Origin of the sequence: Bradyrhizobium sp. KBS0727 (assembly GCF_005937885.2) — a bacterium.
Taxonomy (GTDB): domain Bacteria; phylum Pseudomonadota; class Alphaproteobacteria; order Rhizobiales; family Xanthobacteraceae; genus Bradyrhizobium.
This window is the reverse complement of record NZ_CP042176.1, coordinates 2,521,270-2,540,549: the sequence shown is the minus strand read 5'-3', so window position 1 is coordinate 2,540,549 and position 19,280 is coordinate 2,521,270. Positions and strand designations below refer to the sequence as shown.

The following is a 19,280-nucleotide window of genomic DNA, read 5'->3' as shown; positions in this document are numbered from 1 at the left end:
GCGACGAGCCATCCGGCCCTTCCATGCCACTGCGGCGTCCATAGCCTTCAATCCACGGAGCGATCGTTCGTGACAACTGCCCCGCAAGCAAGTCCTGTAGCCGCAACCATCACGGCAGGATCGGAGCTGCGCGCCGCGCTTGCTTCATGCCGCTCCGCGCTGGTCGGTATTGCCCTCTTCAGCGGACTGATTAATCTGCTCGGCCTGACCGGTTCGCTTTTCATGCTGGAGGTCTACGACCGGGTGTTGCCAAGCCGCAGCGTGCCGACGCTCGTCGGACTGGCTATCATCACGGCCTTGCTGTTCGTCTTCCAAGGCATCCTGGAACTTGTCCGGGGACGTATGCTGGTCCGAATCGGCAGCCAGATCGACTGGCGCGTCAGCGACCGTGTTTATGATCTGGTGGTGCGCCTGCCGCTGCGCACGCGCGGCAGCGGCGACGGACTGCAGCCGGTACGCGACCTCGACACCGTTCGCTCGGTGCTGTCAGGCTCCGGGCCGGCCGCCTTGTTCGACCTGCCATGGCTGCCGTTCTATCTGGCGATCTGCTTTGCGTTTCACCCCCTGATTGGCCTGACTGCCTTGGGTGGGGCATTTGTGCTGGTGATACTGACGCTACTCACCGATCGCCTGTCGCGACAGTCGGTGCAAAAGGCCTCAACGTATGCGGCGGCCCGCAACCGGTTGGCGGAAGCCAGCCGACGCAACGCGGAAGTCGTGGTTTCGATGGCAATGTCGGCGCAACTGCTGGCCCGATGGCGCCAGCTGGGCGTCGCCTATCGAAAGCAACAGAAGACGGCCAATGACATATCGGGTGGCTTCGGCGTGACCGGGCGCGTGCTACGCATGATGCTGCAATCCGCCGTGCTTGCCGTCGGCGCCTATCTCGTGATTCACCAGGAGGCTTCCGGAGGCATCATTATCGCGAGCTCGATTCTGACCGGCCGCGCTCTCGCGCCGGTGGACCTTGCAATCGGAAACTGGAGGAATTTCGTCGCGGCTCGGCAAAGCTGGCAACGCCTCGCAGAGCTGCTGGCGCTGCTGCCGGGCTCCCCGGCTCAGCTTCCACTGCCGGCGCCTGCCCAGACGCTTTTGGTGGAAAAACTGTCCGTGACGGCGCCCGCGTCGGAAAAACTTCTGGTCGCCGACGTCAGTTTTTTCCTGAAGGCCGGCAGTGCGCTGGCCATCATCGGCGCCAGTGGATCCGGAAAATCCTCGCTGGTGCGCGCGCTCGTCGGAGCCTGGCGTCCATCGCGCGGCGTTGTTCGCCTGGACGGCGCGTCGCTCGAGCAATGGCCGCAACAAGCGCTGGGGAGCCATATCGGATACCTGCCGCAGGACGTCGAACTGTTCGAGGGCTCGATTGCGGAAAATATTTCGCGATTTACCCCGGACCCGCCGATGGAAGCCGTGCTCGCCGCCGCGAACGCAGCCGGCATACACCAACTCATCGTCAGCCTGCCGGACGGATATAACACCGAGATCGGCGAACAGGGTGCGGCACTCTCTGCCGGCCAAAAGCAGCGCGTGGCGCTGGCCCGCGCGCTATACGGCAACCCCTTCCTGATCGTTCTGGATGAACCCAATTCGAATCTGGACGCCGAGGGCGAGGAGGCACTGACACGCGCGATCCTCGGGGTTCGAGCGCGAGGTGGTATCGTTGTGATCGTCGCCCACCGTTCGAGTGCCTTGATTGCGGTGGATTTCGTGCTGACGATGTTCCATGGCAGGCAACAGGCCTTTGGACCGAAAGATGAAGTGATTTCGCGGGCGGCCCGCCGTGAGCCTGCGCCCGCGGCGCCATTGAAGGTCGTCCCTCAAACCGCAACATCGACATGACCCGCAATTCCCCAAACGGCGAAGACCGAACCCTCCGCAATCACCTGATCGGTGGAACGATCATTGCTTTGGCGCTGACCGTCGGAATCGGCGGCTGGGCCGCCAGCACCGAATTATCTGGCGCGATCACCGCCTCCGGATCGGTCGTTGTCGATTCAAACGTCAAGAAGGTTCAGCATCTTACCGGCGGAATCGTTGGAGAACTGCTGGTTCGGGAGGGCGACCACGTCCGGACCGGAGATACGCTGGTGCGGCTCGACGAAACGGTCTTGCGCGCTGGCCTGGCGATCGTCACCAAGGGCCTCGATGAAATGCGGGCCCGCAAGGCCCGGCTTGCCAGCGAGCGCGACGGTGTCGAACGCATCGTTGTTCCGCCTGAACTGATCGATGCGGCACCCTCGCCGGAATTCGCGGCGGCCCTGGACAGCGAACGCAAACTGTTCGACCTGCGGCGCACCGCGCGTGAGGGTCAGAAGTCGCAGCTACGTCAGCGGATCGCGCAGCTCGACGATGAAGTCAGCGGCTACGCCGCTCTGCAGCGGGCGAAGGCGGAAGAAATCCAATTGATCGAACGCGAACTGACGGGTGTGCGCATTCTCTGGGAGAAGAATCTCATCCAGATAACCCGGCTTACGGTTTTGGAGCGCGAAGCGGCGCGCCTTCGGGGCGAACTCGCCCAGTCGATGGCGGCCAGCGCACAGGTACGCGGCAAGGTCTCGGAAATCGAACTGCAGATCATTCAGATCAATCAGGATCTGAGCAGCGAGGTCGCAAAGGAGCTGCGCGAGATCGACGGCAAGATCGGCGAGTTCATCGAACGCAAGGTGACGGCGGAAGACCAGCTCAAGCGGGTCGACATCCGCGCGCCGCAAAACGGCGTCGTCCACCAACTCAACGTTCACACGGTCGGCGGCGTGGTGAGCCCGGCCGATCCCTTGATGTTGATCGTCCCCGAAGCCGATTTACTGACCGTGGAGGCCAAAGTTTCGCCGCAGGACATCGACCAGCTATACGTGGGACAGCCTGCGAGTTTGAGGTTCACGGCTTTCAATCAGCGCACCACACCGGAAATCCAGGGCGCCATCAGGCGCATTTCCGCCGACGTAACGTCGGACCAGCGCACCGGCCAGAATTTCTATACGGCGCGGGTTTCGATAACCGCCGAGGAGTTGGCGCGACTGGGAAACGTAAAACTGCTGCCCGGCATGCCGGCGGAGATTTTTGCGAAAACCTATGATCGCAGCGTGCTGTCTTATTTCACCAAGCCATTGTCCGACCAGATCGTGCGCGCCTTTCGCGAGCGATGACGGCCGGACCCGGTGACGGCTGTGCGGGCGGACAGAGTTTCGGAACCCTAGTCGATCGGCCGGCCGATGACCGCGGTGAGTTCGCGCACCAGACGATCGGACATCTGCCCGGTCACCGGCATCTTGCGGTCGCGCTCGAATCTCAGGATCGCGGCCTGGGTATCCGCACCGATGGCGCCGGTCGCCTTCAACTGGCCGTAGCCGTATTCCGTCAGCGCGCGCTGCACGGCCGCGACGCGACGCGCGCCAGCGCTCTGCGCCGCCGGGATCGATGCCGGCGGCCGCATAACGTTCGAGGGAGCTGCCGTGGCCGGCGCGGCGGTCGATTTGACCACCAGACTGGTCATTGGATCGGCGGTTCTGGTATCGCTGGTCTTGGTATCGCCGGCCTTGGGTTCGGCGCCTTTGATCTCAATCGCTTTCGGTTCAAACAGCGCAGGCTCCGCCGGGCGAACTGCGAGTTCGACCGGGCGCGGGCGCGGCAGCGGGCTAACAACCGCCGGTGCGGGCGCCGGCAAGGTCACGACCGAGCCGAACATCGGCGACGGATGACGTCCGGCCTGCAGGAACAACGCGTTGGTGAAGATGGCGCACACGGCGGCAGCGGCGAGCAGACCCGCGACCATGTCTTTCGGGCTGTGCAGGAGCACGCGCATGGCAAAGCCGCGTTCCTCCTCCGCCTCGATCGCAACCGCCTTGGCGCCGCGGCGGCGGCGCGGCCTGTCTTCATCGTCGTCAATACGTCTAGGCACTTTTCTTCACCTGATGGGCTTCGTCTTGGTGTCCGGATCGCAACGCCGGCTTGAGCGTCGCGATATTGCTGGAAGGCGTCTCCGCCGGCGGCGTGAAGGCCAGCGGCAGGACCACGGCCACCGTCGTGCCCTCACCGACCTTGCTCTGCACTTTCATCTCGCCATTGTGCAGGCCGACCAGGCCTTTCACGATCGACAGGCCGAGGCCGGTGCCTTCGTGCTTGCGCTGATAGGTCTTGCCGGCCTGGAAGAAGGGATCGCCGATCCGCTTGAGGTCGTCGGCGGCGATGCCGACCCCGGTGTCGGTGACGCGCAGCAACAGCCGCGATCCCTCGACCGCCGCCGAGACCGTCACGTTGCCGCCACGCTCGGTGAACTTGATGGCGTTGGCGACGAGGTTAAGCACGATCTGCTTGAACGCGCGGGGATCGCCGGTCATGACCGGGAGATCCTCCGGCGCGCGGGTGACGAGATCGACGCCGTTTTCCCGCGCCTTCAGCGACAGCAAATTGCAGCAATTGACCAGCGCGGCACGGGGAGCGAACGGCTCCGGCGAAATCTCGAAGTTGCCGGATTCCATTTTGGACATGTCGAGGATGCCGTTGACCACCGACAGCAGATGCTGGCCGGAATCGTTGATCAGCTGCGCATATTCCTTGCGGCGCGCGGCGTCGATCATCAGCACGTCTTCCTGGACGATCATCTCGGAGAAGCCGATGATGGCGTTCAGCGGCGTGCGCAATTCGTGGCTCATAGTGGCGAGAAAACGCGTCTTGGAGGCATCGGCCTGTTCGGCGACGGTGCGCGCCAGTTCGAGCGCCTGCTCCTGGACCTTGCGGTCGGTGACGTCGCGCATGACAGCGACGACCTCGGTCTCCGCGGAAGCCTGCCCGAACGGCCGGCACCGCATCTCGACCCAGATGAAATCGGCGGAAATGTTCTGGCCGCGAACCGCGTCGCGGCGCAGACGGAACTCGACGCTGCGCGCCTCGCCGCCACGCGCGGCATCCGACAACGCCGTGAGATAGGCCGGACGGTCGGCAACATGGACGCGGTCGAACAGGCCGTGCCCGACGAGCCGCGCCACCGGCGTGCCGAGCATGGCTTCGGCCGCCGGCGAGACGAACTGCACCGCGCCGTTGCGGCTGTGGCGCGAAATCACGTCGCTCATGTTGCGCGCCAACAGGCGATAGCGGTCTTCCTCGACATAGAGCAGCGATACGCTGGTGCGCGCGAGCGATTCCGCGCCAAAGGCGAGGCCCGCGGCATAGAGCGTGGCCGAAGCCACGCCCGAAGCCATCAGAACGCCACGCAACGCCGCGTTCGGCTCGGCGGCCGGCAGCAGGTCAAAATGCCCGAACGCGATCAACAGCGCGGCGCAGGACAACGCCAGCATCGAGGCAAAGGCGACAACGCGGCGCGAGGCCGAGAGCGCGGCTTCCAGCGGAATGACGACCAGCCAGACCGCGGCAAAGGACTCGATGCCGCCGGTGGTGATGGCGACCATCATCACCAGACCCGCCAGCGCCAGCGACGACAGGATATGCGCGCCTTCGTAGCGGCCGGTGCGCGACAGGAACCAGGACAGCAGGATCGGCGCGATCAGCCAGGCGAATGCCGCGACCTCGAGCGCCGACGGCGCGCCGCGCATCGCCAGATAGATCGGAAACGCCGCCAGCGCGACCAGGCTGCCGAGCAGCCGCGGCGCCATGAACGCACGATGACGCGCGCGCGTCAGCGCATCATATCGTGCCGAGGGATGCAGCAGCGCATCGAGACAATCGCGGATGATACTCAAAACAGTCACAGCACTCGCGCTTCAGCTTGTTCGTCGGACAGACGCGCCGGAACGCCCCCATTATCTTTGCGTCACCGTGTCAGAGCGAACTTAAGCGAACGCTAAGGCCCGGCGGCGGAGCGGAAAACACCATGCATTCGCGGCGCTTTCGCGTCTGATGGGCCCCTCATTTGACGCGGATGGTGAACGACAGGTTTAGACCCGCATCGATCTATGGTTTCGAAATGGTGGACGCGCCGGCCGGACCAACTTCGGGTGTTTTTCACCATCAATCGAATATTTACGCCGAATCGAATCATTCGAGTTTTCAATGAATTTTCGGCGCCTTTACCTCAATGCAAACACTTGCGGTTTATCGAGCGCTGTTAGTCAGGAATCAAGCTGCGGCGTCACCGCAGCAGAACCAAGAAGAGACGACCGGGATCGCGAGATGTTCTTTCTGCTTCGCATGGCATTCTGGCTCGGGCTGGTGCTCGTGCTGCTGCCCAGGGACAAGACCCCCGAATCGGACAAGCTGCCGCCGATCGGCGCTTCCGAGGCCGTGTCGGCTGCGACCGCCGCCGTCTCGGACATGAGCCAGTTCTGCAAGCGCCAGCCGACGGCCTGCGAAGTCGGCGGCCAGGCCGCAACCGTGATCGGCCAGCGCGCCCAGGAAGGCGCACGCAAGCTCTACAAGATCATCACCGACAAGAAGCCGCCGGATCACACCGGCTCGATCGGCAATGCCGAACAGGCGGAAGCCGCTTCTGCCGACGCCTCGGCCCGCGACACCCTGACACCGGACGACATGACGGTCGAATGGCGGCTGCCGCCCGGTCTGTAGCCGCAAATAACGCCCCGGAACCGGGTCCATTTCCGTCGCTTTCGACTGCCGCGCATCCTATATAAGCCCTTAGGAACGGATGCAGGTCACGATGACGACGATTGACGAAATCAGGGACAATTTTGCGCTGCTGGACGAGTGGGACGACCGCTACCGGTACGTCATCGAACTCGGCCGCACGCTCGATCCGATGCCGGAAGCCGAGCACTCCGCCGCCAACAAGGTCAACGGCTGCGCCAGCCAGGTCTGGCTTTCCAAGCAGATCGACCGCAGCGGCGGCAGCGAACCGCACCTGAAGTATCTCGGCGACAGCGACGCGCATATCGTGCGCGGCCTGATCGCGATCCTGCTGACGCTTTATTCCGGCCGCTCCCCGCAACAGATCCTCTCGACGGATGCGATCTCCGTGTTCGACGAGTTCGGATTTCGGGAACATCTGACGCCGCAGCGTTCCAACGGCCTGCGGTCGATGGTCGAGCGTATTCGCTCCGACGCGCGCGAGGCGCTCGCCACGGCGTCCTAGATAGAGATTACTTCCGCTTCCGCGCCTGCTGACCGAGGCCCATCTTCTTGGCGAGCTGCGAGCGCGCCACCGCGTAATTCGGCGCGACCATCGGATAGTCCGGCGGCAGGCCCCATTTGTCGCGGTATTGCTCCGGCGTCATGTTGTACTGCGTGCGCAGGTGGCGCTTCAGCGACTTGAAGCGCTTGCCGTCCTCGAGACAGACCAGATATTCGGGACTGATCGACTTCTTGACCGACACCGCGGGCTTCGCCGGTTCGAGCGGCGTATCGGGCCGACCGCTCGAGACCCGCAGCAGGGCAGCATGAACCTGGCTGATAAGGTTCGGAATTTCCGCGGCCTGGGTCGGATTGTTGCTGAGATAGGCCGATACGATACTGGCGGTCAGTTCGACGGGCGTTTTGCCTGATGCATCGGTCATGGCTCAACCTTCCTTGGGAATCGCCAACGCGTTTCGGGCGCGCGGGCCGGACAGTATCCGGCCGCGACTATACATCAGCGGATTCCGATACGACTTGGCGAATATGAGCGGATTGCCGGGAATCTGACAAGAACAACGACGTTTTATTTTCAATACGGATCGGCGCCGAAGTATTGCCCGCTCAAGGCCGCTGGTCGAGGTGCGCGCGCAATTCGTCGATCGAGGCGAACCGCATCATGCCCTCCGGCATCTGGGCCTCGATCGAACCGTCCGAATAGAGCGAATAGGCCATGCCATCGACGACGCCCGATTTCAGCACCGTCACCGCCGGCTGATCGCCACTCCGCGCCGGGGCACCGCTGGTCTCAGGCTCAGGCGGCCGCCCGCTGCGCCGCTGCGGCGGAATGTCGCCGGGCCGCCCTCGATCCGGCTTCGGCCAGGCATCGTCGAACGACGCGGGCGGCGGCTCGGCCGGTTCGACCGGCGGCGGTGGCGGCGAGGCTGACGGGCTGGGACGAATATCCGCCGACAGCATATCCGGCGGCAACGGCTCGCTGGTTCGCGCCTGCGCGCGCTCGCGCTCTTTCCGCGAGGTCGACGAAAACAACAAATTGCGCTTGGCTTTGGGTGCCGGCGGCGCGGCCGCGGCCGGTTCGAGCTCAGGCGGCGGCGGACGATCGCGCGAACCGGCCTCGTCCTGCCATGGTGGCGGTGGTTCCGCGCCGCCCGCGCTCACGGCGGCCGGCTCGTCGCGGCTGAACAGCGTACCGCCCTCGCCGGCTGCGGCATCCCGCGTGGCACCCGGAGGCAGCACCGGACGCACCGTGATTTCTCCGCGCGGCTCAGGCAAGCCGGCGCCGAGCCGGCGGCCGATATTTTTCAGCTCCCGCACGGCCATCCAGAGCGCGACCATGATCGCGCCGGAGCAAACCGCCATCGCGCCGGTGAGAATCAGCGTGTTGCCGAAGCTGAATTCCTTGACCGGAACTCCGAAGCCGATCGCCAGCAGGCCCGCCAAAACAAGGCCTATTCCGACAACCAACACACCAATCGTCATCGAACCCACCCCCGCAGCTGCGCCCGAAATGCTCGCAGTCCGCTATTGCCACGATACCGTCATATTGTGCGCATCGCCAACCGGCAATTGTGCCCAAGGTTCCGCAAAAGGCCGCTTTCCGCTCCGGCATATTCGGCGCGGCCGGTTTTATCATTCAGCTGGCGTTCAGACCCGCGGCCGTATTTCTACCGTCTACCAATTACCGCCTCCTTGCTGCATTGCATCAGGGAAATTAGGCCACAATTCCCAATTACTTGCTAAGGGAACTACGCTATATGAATCCCCGGGGAATGAGGCCCAAAAGCGTTAAAGCGGGGCCATAGGGGACACCGGGTTACCAATCGCCATGTCATCCATCACGACTTCTGCCCTCGATACGCCCACACGGCGCTCGGTGGAGCGGACCTGCGACGACCTTGCCATGTTGATGCTGGCGGTGGTCGCATTGATCGCAAGCCTCACGTTCCGCGACTACGGACTGGGCTGGGACGATTACACCCACGCTGAATATGCCGATCTGCTGCTGAAGATGTACGGCTCCGGGTTCAAGGATACCGGCGCGCTGTCGTTCGCCAATCTCTATATGTATGGCGGCGGCTTCGACATGGCGGCCGCCTTGTTGCACAAGGTCATCCCGCTCGAACTGTTTGAAACCCGCCGTCTGCTCGGCGCCGTCGTCGGCGTGATCGGGCTTGCGGTAACGTGGCGGCTGTCGCGCCGCGTCGGCGGCCCGTTGGCAGGCCTTGCGACATTGCTGCTGCTGGTGCTGTGCCCGACCTTCTACGGCCACATGTTCATGAACCCGAAGGACGCGCCGTTCGCGGTCGCCATGATAATCCTGCTGCTGGGCCTGGTGCGCCTCGCCGAGGAATATCCCGCGCCCTCGCCGCGCACCATCCTGATCGTCGGCTTCGGCGCCGGCCTCTCCATCGGTTGCCGGATTCTCGGCGGGCTGGCGCTGGTCTACGCAGTGATCGGCTTCCTGCCGCTGCTCGTGGCCGACGCACGCACGCAAGGGCCGCGCGAGGCCGCGCATCGTTTCGCCCATGTCGTCTACGTGCTGATCCCCGGCCTCGTATTCGGCTACCTCGTGATGGGCCTGATCTGGCCGTGGTCGATCATGGAACCCGGTCATCCGTTCGAGGCGCTGACCTACTTCTCGCACTTCTTCGAAAAGCCCTGGAAGGAAATGTTCGACGGCGCCTTGGTGTCGGTGCCGGACATGCCCTGGTCGTATCTGCCGACGCTGTTCGCGCTGCAGCTTCCCGAGGTGCTGCTGGCGCTTTTGACCGCGGGCGTGGTCGGCACCTTGATGTCGATGTCGCGCGCCGAAGTGCCGGCCCGCCGCAAGACCATCCTGTTGATGCTGACGCTGGCAGCGACGCTGCCGCTCGTCGTCGCGATGGTGAAGCGGCCGGCGCTCTACAACGGCATCCGCCATTTCGTTTTCGTGATCCCGCCGATGACGGTGCTGGCCGGCGTCGCGTTCGGCTGGGGCATGTCCTGGCTGAAGCAGCACGCCCGTAGCTGGCAGCCCGCGGCCTTGGCGGTTTTCTCGTTCGGCCTGCTGCTGCCGCTCAGCGAGATGATCCGGCTGCATCCGTACGAATATACCCACTTCAACCACATCGCCGGCACGGTGCGCACCGCCGACAATCTGTTCATGCTGGATTATTGGGGCCTGGCGCTGAAGCAGGCTTCCGACGGCCTGCGCGAAGAGCTCAACGAGCGTCAGGAAGCCCCGCCGCACGGACGTAAATGGAAGGTCGCGGTCTGCGGCCCGCAGCGTCCGGCGCAGGTCGCGCTCGGCCCCGATTTCACGATCGGCTGGGACAGCCATTCCGCCGACTTCGCGATGACGCTGGGCGAGTTCTACTGCAAGGGCCTTACCGCGCCGGTGCTGGTGGAAATCAAGCGCGACGACGTGGTGTTCGCGCGGGTCTACGATATCCGCGGCCGCGCCATCTCGACCCTGCTGTCGATCCCGGCGCCGTAGCGCCTTTGCCGTTCCGATGGAATCGGAACGGGGCTCCAGGTTTTTGGTTTGACGCGTTTTCTTGGCGCGAACCGGTGTCCACCCCGGATCAAGTCCAGGGCAGGCTTTCGCTGGAAAACGCTCTGGCCGGCATAACAGCCCCTCGTCGCCGCCGCCTTGCTGCCGCCCCGCCGCAGGGCTAGGCTCCCGCGTGACACCAAACATTTGCGGGAGAAACCGGCCATGTCGCCAGCCGAAGCACGCCTGAGAGAAATCCCGTCCGGCATGACGGACGCCGAGTGGAACCAGCGCGTCAATCTTGCGGCCGCCTATCGCCTGGTGGCGCTGTATGGCTGGGACGACCTGGTCGACACCCACATCTCGGCGCGCGTGCCCGGTCCCGAGCATCACTTCCTGATCAACCCCTACGGGCTGATGTTCGACGAAATCACCGCCTCGAGCCTGGTAAAGGTCGATCTCGACGGTAACCAGCTCACCGAGAGCGACTACAGCATCAACCCGGCTGGCTTCACCATCCATTCGGCCATCCACGAAGTGCGCGAGGACGCCGGCTGCGTACTCCATCTGCACACGCCCGACGGCACCGCGGTCGCAAGCTGCATGGAAGGCCTGCTGCCGATGAACCAGACCGCGCAGCTCGTCACCCACGACCTCGCCTATCACGACTACGAAGGCATCGCACTCGATCACGACGAGCGCCCGCGGCTGCAGAGGGATCTCGGCAACAAGAACCACATGCTGTTGCGCAATCACGGCACGCTGACGGTCGGCCGCTCGGTCGCCTCCGCCTTCGAGCGCATGTATCATCTGGAGCGGGCCTGCACGATGCAGGTGCGCACCCGCATGCTGGGACCCACCGCCTATCCGGTCGAACAGGCCGTGGTCGACAAGAACGCCGCTTTGTTCGAGAACCCCGATCGGATGGAATTGCGCTCGACCACCCTGGTGTGGCCGCCGCTGCTGCGCAAGCTCGACCGGCTCGATCCGAGCTACCGGAATTGAGTTTTGGGGAATTTGGTGTAGAATAGCGTCCAACATCCTCTGCACTATCGAATTCAAACGCCGCCCAATTCCGGGCGGCGTTTTTGTTGGAGGTAGCGCCGTAGCCCGGATGAGCGAAGCGATATCCGGGTCGGTGATAGCGTGGTCCCGGATATCGCTTCGCTCATCCGGGCATCTATCAACGTCATTCCCCGGCGATGCGCAGCATCAAACCCGGAACCCGGGGTGCAATTGCGCATCCTAGTTCGCCGCGTTGCGGCGCCCCGGAATGACGGAGGATGCAAACATGCCTTCGCCTTCTCGCGGCGCGATGCGCCCGGAGTTTTGCTGGAAACCTTGCCCCATGAAAATCAGAGGGCGCAGGGAAGACCGGGTGCGCGCTGCACCCGCGGTCTCGCGTGCGATGTGCATTAGAAATGCTGCACACGAGCATACAGGTTCAGCGGAGAACACCCGGCCTTCCCTGCGCAATGGCTTTACGGCTTATACGATTTCGTCCTGGTGACCGGCTTTCTTGCCACCATCATCGACGTCGGCTTTCGCTTCCGCCAACTTGACGCCAGCACCGGGGCGTCGGACCCAAACGATTTCGCCGTACGCTAGTGGCCGCGCTCGTCAGTCGCAGCCTTCGCGTCCACCGCTCCCTGCCCCTCGTTCGCGACGATGGCCAACGCCCCTTTGGTGGGACAGGATGGCGGGAGTTAAACTTCTGATTTGCCCGACGCGACAACGGAAATATTTTTGCGCGAAGGGCTGGACATACTTTTGGTGATTTGCCCGACGGGTTGTTTTGTCGCAGCCGGGCATGAAGTTTCCGCCTGCACGGGAAGCGACACGGTCCCCGGCGAACAGAATGCGTGCTCAAAAGTCCGGCCAAGAATTGGCCTCGTTGCCACCGCTGCCCGATGCCAGATGTCCATTGTCGGGCACGAAACCGACGTGCGGATGCAATCGCCGTTTGTCCGCTGTTGGGGGAACAACAGAACCAGCTCTGTCGCGGCTCGAAGACCGAGTTTGACCCGAATGGACTTCGATCCCACACTGCAACTGGAGACCAAACTGCGCCCAACCCTGTTATCGCAGGGTTGTCTCCATGACGCCTTGATTTCTGCACTATTCGAGAAGCAAATGGAGCAGCGTAACGCTTTGGAGGGTGCCGGCGGTGCCGAGGTCCAGGCTCACGTTGTTGCTGATTGGACTGCTCGGGCTTGCGCTCGGCGGTTGCATGCAAGCGACACTCGCACCCTCTACGGATGCCAGTTTGACTCCAAGGGACCGGCAGTTACTGGCCCATCCGCCTTATGCGCAGGTAGACATCCCAGAGTCCTATCGTCGGCATATCGTCGACTATTCGCGCAGAGAGGCGCCGGGTACGATCCTGGTCGATACCGACGCGCGCTATCTCTATTACGTCCTGCCGCAAGGCAAGGCGATCCGCTACGGCGTGGCGGTGGGGGAGGAAGCGATGGCCTTCTCCGGCGTCGCTGCGGTTGGCCGTATGGCTGAGTGGCCTGATTGGATCCCGACGCCGGAGATTCAGGCGCGGCTCGGTCCTTACCCGGCGCGCGTTCCCGGAGGTCCGGCTAATCCGTTGGGCGCGCGGGCGCTCTATCTTTACGAGGGCAACAAGGACACCCTGTACCGCATCCACGGCACCAACCAACCGGAATATATCGGCAAGGCTATATCGTCCGGCTGCATCCGCATGACCAACGAGGATGTCATCGATCTCTTTGATCGGGTGAGGCCAGGCGCGACTGTCGTCGTTCTCGCGCCGGGTCGGAGTGCATGGATGGGGCCCATCGCAGGTCCCCGCAGCTGATCAAATCGTCAGCAGGCGATGGGCTTTTGTAATTGAGTTAATCCGATGCAAACGTGGGTCCGAACGCTCGTTGCGATTGGCTTAGCGCTCACTGCTTTGAGCGCGATCTCCGAGCGAGTGCGCGAACCAGGCGTGACCGACACTGAAATTCGTATCGGCAATCTCATGCCTTATAGTGGAAATTTGGAGGTCTTCGGGGCGATTGGGAAAGCCGAAGCAGCGTACTTTGAGATGATCAACGAGCACGGCGGGATTGGCGGCCGCAAGGTACGCTTTATCTCATATGATGACAAATCCAATCCGGTGACCGCCCTAGAGCTTACGCGCCGTCTTATCGAGGAAGACGACGTCTTGTTGATGTTCGGCTCGTTCGGAACTCCGGGCAACTTTGCCGTTCGCAGTTACTTGAATGAAAGGCAAATTCCTCAACTTTTTATTGCCTCCGGAGACGATCATCTGAGCGATCCATCGTTGTTTCCGTGGACAATGGGTTGGCAGCCCTCGTTTCGCGAAGAGGGGCGCATCTACGGCAACTACATACAGGCGTTCTACCCCGGAAGCAGGATTGTAGCTCTTTGGCAAAACGATCAAGTTGGTCGAGAAATAGTCAAGGGCCTGGAAGACGGGCTCGGTAATGTCGCCCGTATGATCAGGGTCGATATCGCGTACGATGTTGCAGATGCGCATCTGGACACGCACGTATCGATCTTGAAGCAATCAGGAGCGGATATTTTTGTGTTTGCGGGAGCGCCTGCAAACGCAGCGAAAGTAGTTCGAATAGCGGCGGAGTTGAATTGGCACCCTGTGTTCATTTTGAGCCATATGGCTTCGTCGATTGCGACAGCTCTAAAGCCCGCTGGCGTGGAAAATGCTGTGGGCGCGATTACAGCCGCCTTCTTGAAGGATGCAAATGATCCAGCTTGGAAAGACGAAAAAGCCACCAAGGACTGGCAGTCGTTTGTTGACAAATATAGTCGGGCCGGAGGCAAAGACGACGGCGCCGCCGTCTTCGGCTACGCGGCCGCCGAGACACTGGTACAAGTGCTCAAGCAGTGCGGCAATGACCTATCACGCGCGAACGTCATGAAGCAGGCCAGGACCCTCAAAGAATACCAAGGCTCCGTTTTGCTACCTGGGATCAAAATCAGCACTGGACCTCGGAACTTTCGGCCGATCGAACACCTGCGACTAGTTCAATTCGACGGCCGCACGTGGCAACCAATCGGCGATGTTCTCGAAACGGCTTTCTCCAACGTCGACAGGTAGCTGTGCCCGGGGAAACAACTGTTGCTGACCGTCAGGGTGCACCGTCACGTGCAGAAATCGACGACCTAGGCCGTGTACTCATAAACCGCCGGCGATGTCCGCTTTCCTCCGATACCGACCGCCCTTGTGCAACCGCAGCAAATATCGCGATGGACCAGAACCGGGACCTGTTGGTTCACGCGGTTGCGTTCCCTAACAATTCAGCGATGCGCTTGTCATACCCAGGGGGACCCGCCCTGATTGGCGCTATGAAGTGGCCTTCTGGACCGCGAACTTCTTTCATGCGTTCGGCCCATTGGCGAGCATCATCGCGTCGTCCAAGCGCCATAGTGCAACAGCACAGCACCTCGAATGTCGGACCAAACACGGGACGCAGGATCAGCGCCCGGTTTGCACTTTCGAGTGCCTCATCCAGCAAACCGCTCAGCAGTCCGGCGTACGACAACAGAATGTGCCACGCCACGTTCTGCGGATCATTTGGATTGAGCGTGAGACCGTGCCGTAAGGGAGCGACAGCGCGATCCGCATCGCCATCGAACAGCCGAGCCATACCAAGCACAAGATGGCCGAGCGCGAAGCTCGGATTGAGATCGATCGCGCTCTGCGCTGCGAGTGCGCCGGTGTTGGCGGAGCCCGCGTAGCAGCTTACGATGGCAAAAGAGTAGTACGCATAGGGATCCCGCGGGTCGAGCGCGACCGCGCGGGTCGCCGCCTTCGTGCCCTCGCTCCCGTCGGCTATAATGTCATCGCTCCACCCATACGCGATGATGCCGGCGCTGACCCGGCCGAGCCAGGCATGTGCCTCCGAAAGGTCCGGATCGGCTGAGCAGGCGCGGCGGAACAGGTCGCGCGCGGTGCGATGTCCTTCTCGGGTTACCTTGTGAAAATGCCACATACCCTGCCGTACCAAGTCCCATGCCGTCACGTTGCCGGTGTGCCGCACCAACGCCAGGCGCGACTCGCTCTTGAGAAGCTCAGGCTCGATCGCTGCAACAACGCGTTCGGCGATTTCGTCTTGAATGGCGAACGCGTCGGCCATCACCAGATTGTAGCGCTCGGCCCACAAGTGAGCGCCATTGCTCGCATCAATCAGTTGTGCCGAGATGCGCAGTCGTTCACCGGAATGGCGCACGTTGCCGTGCAAAGCATAGCGCGCCCCGAGCTGCTCCACCGCCTTATCTCGGAGCGCGAACGCCGAGCCCCGGACTACAACGCGGAACCAGCGATAGCGCGCGAGCGCGGTGATAATATCGTCCGTAATGCCGTCGGCCAAGTACTCCTTGCCTGGCTCTTCGCTGACCATGCCGAACGGCAGCACCGCGATCAGCGGCCGTATATCTGAGGGATCAGCGCCTTCGGACGGTGTATCCGCCCCCGACACGGCGCCGGCAAAGCGATAACCCACTCGCGGGACTGTCGCGATCCATTCCGCGCCATCATGGGCCGAGCCGAGAAGCTTGCGCAGTGCAGCGATTTGGACCGATAGATTGCTTTCTTCGACGGCCATCCCGGGCCATGCCGCATCCATCAGCACGGCTTTAGAGACGGTCTCGCTGCGCGCACTGAGTAGCGCACTAAGCAGGAGAACGCCTTTCTGATTGATCGGCATTGGTCGTCCATCACGCAGCAGGACGCCGCGCGCGGAGTCGAACAAAAAGGGGCCGAAGGCAAACCGCTGCATCAGATGAAGCTAGCGGCGCGATCGCTTGCTGAGTAGCCACCATTTGCAATAATTCGGAACTTTTCGGAGCGCATTTCAAGACATTTTCGTCGCCGAACAACACCGTCCTGTCACCGACCAAACCACGGAGATAACGATGAGCAACTCAAGCGCAACTGTAGTAAAGTCTGCCGCCACCACGAGCCGTCGGGGGATGGTCGTGAAGGCCGCGCCAGAGCATCGGGTCCAGCAGGGTTCGGACTACCGGGCTGGCGTTAGCGCCGAAACTACCGGATCACAGGTAATCTGGCTCGGTCTGATGGCGCTGCCGCCTGGCGGCCGCACGAAAGCGCACGTGCACGAACACCACGAGACCGCACTGTACATGACGAGCGGAGACGCACTGGAGCTTTGGACTGGAGATGAGCTGGAGCACTGCGAGGCGGTACGGCCGGGCGACTTCGTCTACATCCCCGCAAACGTCTTGCATGTCGCGGTGAACCGCGGCGCGACGACCGCCGTCTTTATTGGTTCGCGCAACGAAGCGACGGCGCGCGAGAGTATGGTGTTGCGCCCTGAGATGGACGCGCGGGTACCATGATTCTGCAATCGATCTTGCGGCCTGCTTCAGCCTCCGCTAAGCGTCATTTTCGACAGTTTCATCGGGGATTGTCGGCAGGTCGATGTCCGCTCCAACCCGTAAGCGCCGAACCGGGGCCGGGCCAGAAGCGTTGCGCTTTGCCAGACCCCGTGATTCAAACTCCCGAACTGGGGGCTCGAATCATGCGCTACGAACTCGCGGATTATGAATGGACTGCCATCCACCCGATGCTGCCGAACAAGCCGCGTGGCGTTCCCCGGGTAAACGACCGACGCGTTCTCGATGGAATTTTCTGGGTATTGCGATCCGGAGCCCCTTGGCGTGATCTGCCCGAGGCATTTGGTCCGTACACCACGTGCTACAACCGCTTCGTTAGGTGGCGGCGGGCCGGTGTCTGGGGCCGCATCATAGACGCGCTTGCCGCTGCCCACGATGCCGCTGTCCAGATGATCGACACTTCGATTGTCCGCGTGCATCAGCATGGAGCCTGCATCACCAGGAACCAGCGGCAGTCGATGGGAAGGTCACGCGGCGGCTTGACCAGCAAAATCCATGCGGTGGTCGATAGCAATGGTCTGCCAGTACGGCTAGCGTTGAGCCCCGGCGAGGCCCACGACGTTCGACTTGCAGGAAAGTTGCTGTCTCGCCTCAAATCTGGGTCAATGCTGCTTGCCGACCGCGGTTATGACGCTGACTGGATCAGAGAGCTTGCCATGAAGAAGGGCGCGTGGGCCAACATCCCGCCGAAAAGCAATCGCAGCGATCCGATCTGCTTCAGCCCCTATCTCTACCGCGCTCGCAACCAGGTCGAGCGGTTCTTCAACAAGATCAAACAATGTCGTCGGGTGGCGACGCGCTACGACAGGCTCGCCGCCAACTACCTTGCCTTCGTTCAGCTCGCGTCAATCAGGCTATGGCTGCGCCTTAATGAGTCCGCGTCCTAGTCGTTTCATATGTCCCCCTGCAAGGCGATACCATTCCAAATCCCTTGGCTTTTTAATAGGCCCGGCATGTCTGTTCACGGCAACCCTTAGCGGACATTTTCTGACGGACAAGGCGAAGAATGCGCGTTGAGCCAGATCAATGCCGGTCCGGTGACGGGGTCGAATGTTCCGCCATCGTACCCAGGTATGGAGACGGCAGCCGTGCAACCCCTGCTCAAGGAAATTCGGCACACCCCGTTGCTCTGGATGCTGGTCTTCGTGCCGGCCGTGCTGGTGGCCGAGAAGGCCGCGCCACATTCCCACACGTTGCTGTTCGTGCTGGCCGTGCTTGCCATCGTGCCGCTGGCCGCCCTGCTCAGCCACGCCACCGAAGCCGTCGCAGCGAAAACCGGCGACGCGGTCGGCGGGCTGCTCAACGCAACGCTAGGCAATTTGACGGAGTTGATCATCGCCATCACGGCGCTGCGCGCCGGCCAGTACATGCTGGTGAAAGCGTCGATCGCGGGCGCAATCGTCACCAACTCGCTGTTCATGCTCGGCGCCTGCCTGCTGATCGGCGGGTTGCGCTACCACGTGCAGGAATTCAACCGGTCCGGCGGGCGGCTCTATTCCGGCCTGTTGCTGATGGCGACCGTCGCACTGCTCGCCCCGTCGGCGGTCGCCGACCTCGACCTCGCGCAGGGCGAGGCTATCATGAAGAAGCTCAGCGTCGGCCTCGCCATCCTGCTCATCGTCGCCTATGGCCTCGGCCTGTTGTTTTCGCTGAAGACCCACAAGGAGCTGTTCGCAAGCGCGGAGCATAGTGAGGGCGAGGCACACTGGCCAATTGGCCTTGCGGTAGGGACGCTGCTCGTCGTCACCGTGCTGGTCGCGCTGGTGAGCGAGATCTTTGTGGAGTCCGTGCAGAAGGCGGCGGAAACATTTGGGATGAGCCCGGCCTTTGTCGGGTTCATCATCGTCTCACTGGTCGGCGCTGCCGCCGAGTTTGCCGTGGCCTTTTCCGCTGCGCGCAAGGACCGCCTCGACATGAGCGTCAGCATCGCGCTCGGCAGCGCTTCCCAGATCGCGCTGTTCGTGGCGCCCGCTCTGGTGCTGCTTAGCTATGTCGTCGGGCCGTCGCCGATGAGCCTGCAGTTCTGGCCGGGCGCGGTGACCATGGTAATGATCGCGACCGTGACAGCGAGCTTCATCACGAGCAGCGGGCGCTCGGCATGGTTTATCGGCGCGCTGCTCATCTTCATCTACGCGGTCTTCGCGTTGACGCTCTACGTAGTCCCGCCGGCCACGCAAGGGGCCGGGTGAAGCCGACACCTCTTTCCCCTGCCGTCCGTCAGCCCTGCCCCGTTTGCTCGTTCGCGCGAGGTAACTGAGTGGAGTCCATTTATGGCGCCAAACGGACCTGAGCATGTCGCCTGACGATGTCTGGTCTTGAGGGCAGAGCGGACACGCGCGCAGCGCACATGTCACCT

At 62.6% G+C, this 19,280-nt stretch carries 16 protein-coding genes; 11 read left to right on the top strand and 5 right to left on the bottom strand.

Features of this window, described 5'->3' with window-relative positions; all coding sequences use genetic code 11:
• The first annotated feature begins 69 nt into the window (after nt 1-69).
• Both FFI89_RS11505 and FFI89_RS11500 read left to right on the top strand, forming a co-directional pair.
• Complete coding sequence (locus FFI89_RS11505) at nt 70-1,839, top strand: type I secretion system permease/ATPase (protein WP_246669421.1); 1,770 nt, start codon at nt 70-72, stop codon at nt 1,837-1,839.
• Nucleotides 1,836-3,146 carry an HlyD family type I secretion periplasmic adaptor subunit gene (locus FFI89_RS11500; RefSeq protein ID WP_138836577.1) on the top strand — a complete coding sequence of 437 codons (1,311 nt, stop codon included), beginning with the start codon at nt 1,836-1,838 and terminating at the stop codon, nt 3,144-3,146. Before FFI89_RS11505 ends, FFI89_RS11500 begins: the two co-directional genes overlap by 4 nt.
• Before the next feature lie 47 nt (nt 3,147-3,193).
• Here the strand turns inward: FFI89_RS11500 and FFI89_RS11495 are convergent, their stop codons facing one another.
• A complete protein-coding gene (locus FFI89_RS11495) occupies nt 3,194-3,898 on the bottom strand; it encodes a peptidoglycan-binding domain-containing protein (RefSeq protein ID WP_138836575.1) in 705 nt (234 codons plus the stop codon).
• Nucleotides 3,891-5,705: an ATP-binding protein gene (locus tag FFI89_RS11490; protein ID WP_138836574.1), complete on the bottom strand. Its 1,815-nt coding sequence runs from the start codon at nt 5,703-5,705 to the stop codon at nt 3,891-3,893. The genes FFI89_RS11495 and FFI89_RS11490 overlap by 8 nt, the downstream gene beginning before the upstream one ends.
• Before the next feature lie 421 nt (nt 5,706-6,126).
• On the opposite strand from FFI89_RS11490, the gene FFI89_RS11485 reads away from it, so the two are divergent.
• Both FFI89_RS11485 and FFI89_RS11480 read left to right on the top strand, forming a co-directional pair.
• Nucleotides 6,127-6,519, top strand: coding sequence for a DUF5330 domain-containing protein (locus FFI89_RS11485; RefSeq protein WP_138836572.1), 393 nt, complete (start codon nt 6,127-6,129; stop codon nt 6,517-6,519).
• Between the two features lie 91 nt (nt 6,520-6,610).
• Nucleotides 6,611-7,042 (top strand): SufE family protein, encoded by a 432-nt coding sequence (locus tag FFI89_RS11480; RefSeq protein WP_138836570.1) that lies wholly within the window; start codon nt 6,611-6,613, stop codon nt 7,040-7,042.
• 7 nt (nt 7,043-7,049) lie between these two features.
• Here the strand turns inward: FFI89_RS11480 and FFI89_RS11475 are convergent, their stop codons facing one another.
• Nucleotides 7,050-7,463, bottom strand: a complete 414-nt coding sequence (locus FFI89_RS11475) for a MucR family transcriptional regulator (RefSeq protein ID WP_138836568.1) — start codon at nt 7,461-7,463, stop codon at nt 7,050-7,052.
• Between the two features lie 181 nt (nt 7,464-7,644).
• The gene (locus FFI89_RS11470) at nt 7,645-8,520 is read right to left on the bottom strand and encodes a DUF308 domain-containing protein (RefSeq protein ID WP_138836566.1); all 876 of its coding nucleotides are present in this window, start codon (nt 8,518-8,520) and stop codon (nt 7,645-7,647) included.
• 346 nt (nt 8,521-8,866) lie between these two features.
• Between FFI89_RS11470 and FFI89_RS11465 the strand changes: the two genes are divergently transcribed.
• The 4 genes from FFI89_RS11465 (at nt 8,867) to FFI89_RS11450 (ending at nt 14,606) form a co-directional block, all read left to right on the top strand.
• Entirely contained in the window at nt 8,867-10,516 is a 1,650-nt protein-coding gene (locus FFI89_RS11465) for a glycosyltransferase family 39 protein (RefSeq protein ID WP_138836564.1), read from the top strand.
• A 222-nt stretch (nt 10,517-10,738) separates the two neighbouring features.
• Complete coding sequence (locus tag FFI89_RS11460; RefSeq protein ID WP_138836561.1) at nt 10,739-11,518, top strand: class II aldolase/adducin family protein; 780 nt, start codon at nt 10,739-10,741, stop codon at nt 11,516-11,518.
• Nucleotides 11,519-12,743: 1,225 nt separating this feature from the next.
• Nucleotides 12,744-13,340 (top strand): L,D-transpeptidase, encoded by a 597-nt coding sequence (locus FFI89_RS11455; RefSeq protein ID WP_371722508.1) that lies wholly within the window; start codon nt 12,744-12,746, stop codon nt 13,338-13,340.
• A gap of 132 nt (nt 13,341-13,472) precedes the next feature.
• The gene (locus FFI89_RS11450) at nt 13,473-14,606 is read left to right on the top strand and encodes an ABC transporter substrate-binding protein (protein WP_371722480.1); all 1,134 of its coding nucleotides are present in this window, start codon (nt 13,473-13,475) and stop codon (nt 14,604-14,606) included.
• A 175-nt stretch (nt 14,607-14,781) separates the two neighbouring features.
• Here the strand turns inward: FFI89_RS11450 and FFI89_RS11445 are convergent, their stop codons facing one another.
• The gene (locus tag FFI89_RS11445; RefSeq protein WP_138836555.1) at nt 14,782-16,287 is read right to left on the bottom strand and encodes a winged helix-turn-helix domain-containing protein; all 1,506 of its coding nucleotides are present in this window, start codon (nt 16,285-16,287) and stop codon (nt 14,782-14,784) included.
• Nucleotides 16,288-16,480: 193 nt separating this feature from the next.
• Here FFI89_RS11445 and FFI89_RS11440 point away from each other — a divergent pair, with 193 nt between their 5' ends.
• The 3 genes from FFI89_RS11440 to cax all read left to right on the top strand — a co-directional run bounded on the left by FFI89_RS11440 (nt 16,481) and on the right by cax (nt 19,113).
• A complete protein-coding gene (locus FFI89_RS11440) occupies nt 16,481-16,867 on the top strand; it encodes a cupin domain-containing protein (protein ID WP_246669420.1) in 387 nt (128 codons plus the stop codon).
• A gap of 182 nt (nt 16,868-17,049) precedes the next feature.
• Complete coding sequence (locus FFI89_RS11435) at nt 17,050-17,811, top strand: IS5 family transposase (RefSeq protein WP_138836551.1); 762 nt, start codon at nt 17,050-17,052, stop codon at nt 17,809-17,811.
• Nucleotides 17,812-18,012: 201 nt separating this feature from the next.
• Entirely contained in the window at nt 18,013-19,113 is a 1,101-nt protein-coding gene (gene cax / locus FFI89_RS11430) for a calcium/proton exchanger (protein ID WP_138836549.1), read from the top strand.
• The last annotated feature ends 167 nt before the right edge of the window (nt 19,114-19,280 follow it).

Excerpts from the sequence above, each read along its gene's own strand:
- FFI89_RS11500 (WP_138836577.1), top strand. The coding sequence starts at position 1,836 with ATGACCCGCAATTCCCCAAACGGCGAAGACCGAACCCTCCGCAATCAC.
- FFI89_RS11485 (WP_138836572.1), top strand. The coding sequence starts at position 6,127 with ATGTTCTTTCTGCTTCGCATGGCATTCTGGCTCGGGCTGGTGCTCGTG.
- FFI89_RS11480 (WP_138836570.1), top strand. The coding sequence starts at position 6,611 with ATGACGACGATTGACGAAATCAGGGACAATTTTGCGCTGCTGGACGAG.
- FFI89_RS11475 (WP_138836568.1), bottom strand. The coding sequence starts at position 7,463 with ATGACCGATGCATCAGGCAAAACGCCCGTCGAACTGACCGCCAGTATC.
- FFI89_RS11470 (WP_138836566.1), bottom strand. The coding sequence starts at position 8,520 with ATGACGATTGGTGTGTTGGTTGTCGGAATAGGCCTTGTTTTGGCGGGC.
- FFI89_RS11465 (WP_138836564.1), top strand. The coding sequence starts at position 8,867 with ATGTCATCCATCACGACTTCTGCCCTCGATACGCCCACACGGCGCTCG.
- FFI89_RS11460 (WP_138836561.1), top strand. The coding sequence starts at position 10,739 with ATGTCGCCAGCCGAAGCACGCCTGAGAGAAATCCCGTCCGGCATGACG.
- FFI89_RS11455 (WP_371722508.1), top strand. The coding sequence starts at position 12,744 with ATGCAAGCGACACTCGCACCCTCTACGGATGCCAGTTTGACTCCAAGG.
- FFI89_RS11445 (WP_138836555.1), bottom strand. The coding sequence starts at position 16,287 with ATGCAGCGGTTTGCCTTCGGCCCCTTTTTGTTCGACTCCGCGCGCGGC.
- FFI89_RS11440 (WP_246669420.1), top strand. The coding sequence starts at position 16,481 with ATGGTCGTGAAGGCCGCGCCAGAGCATCGGGTCCAGCAGGGTTCGGAC.
- FFI89_RS11435 (WP_138836551.1), top strand. The coding sequence starts at position 17,050 with ATGCGCTACGAACTCGCGGATTATGAATGGACTGCCATCCACCCGATG.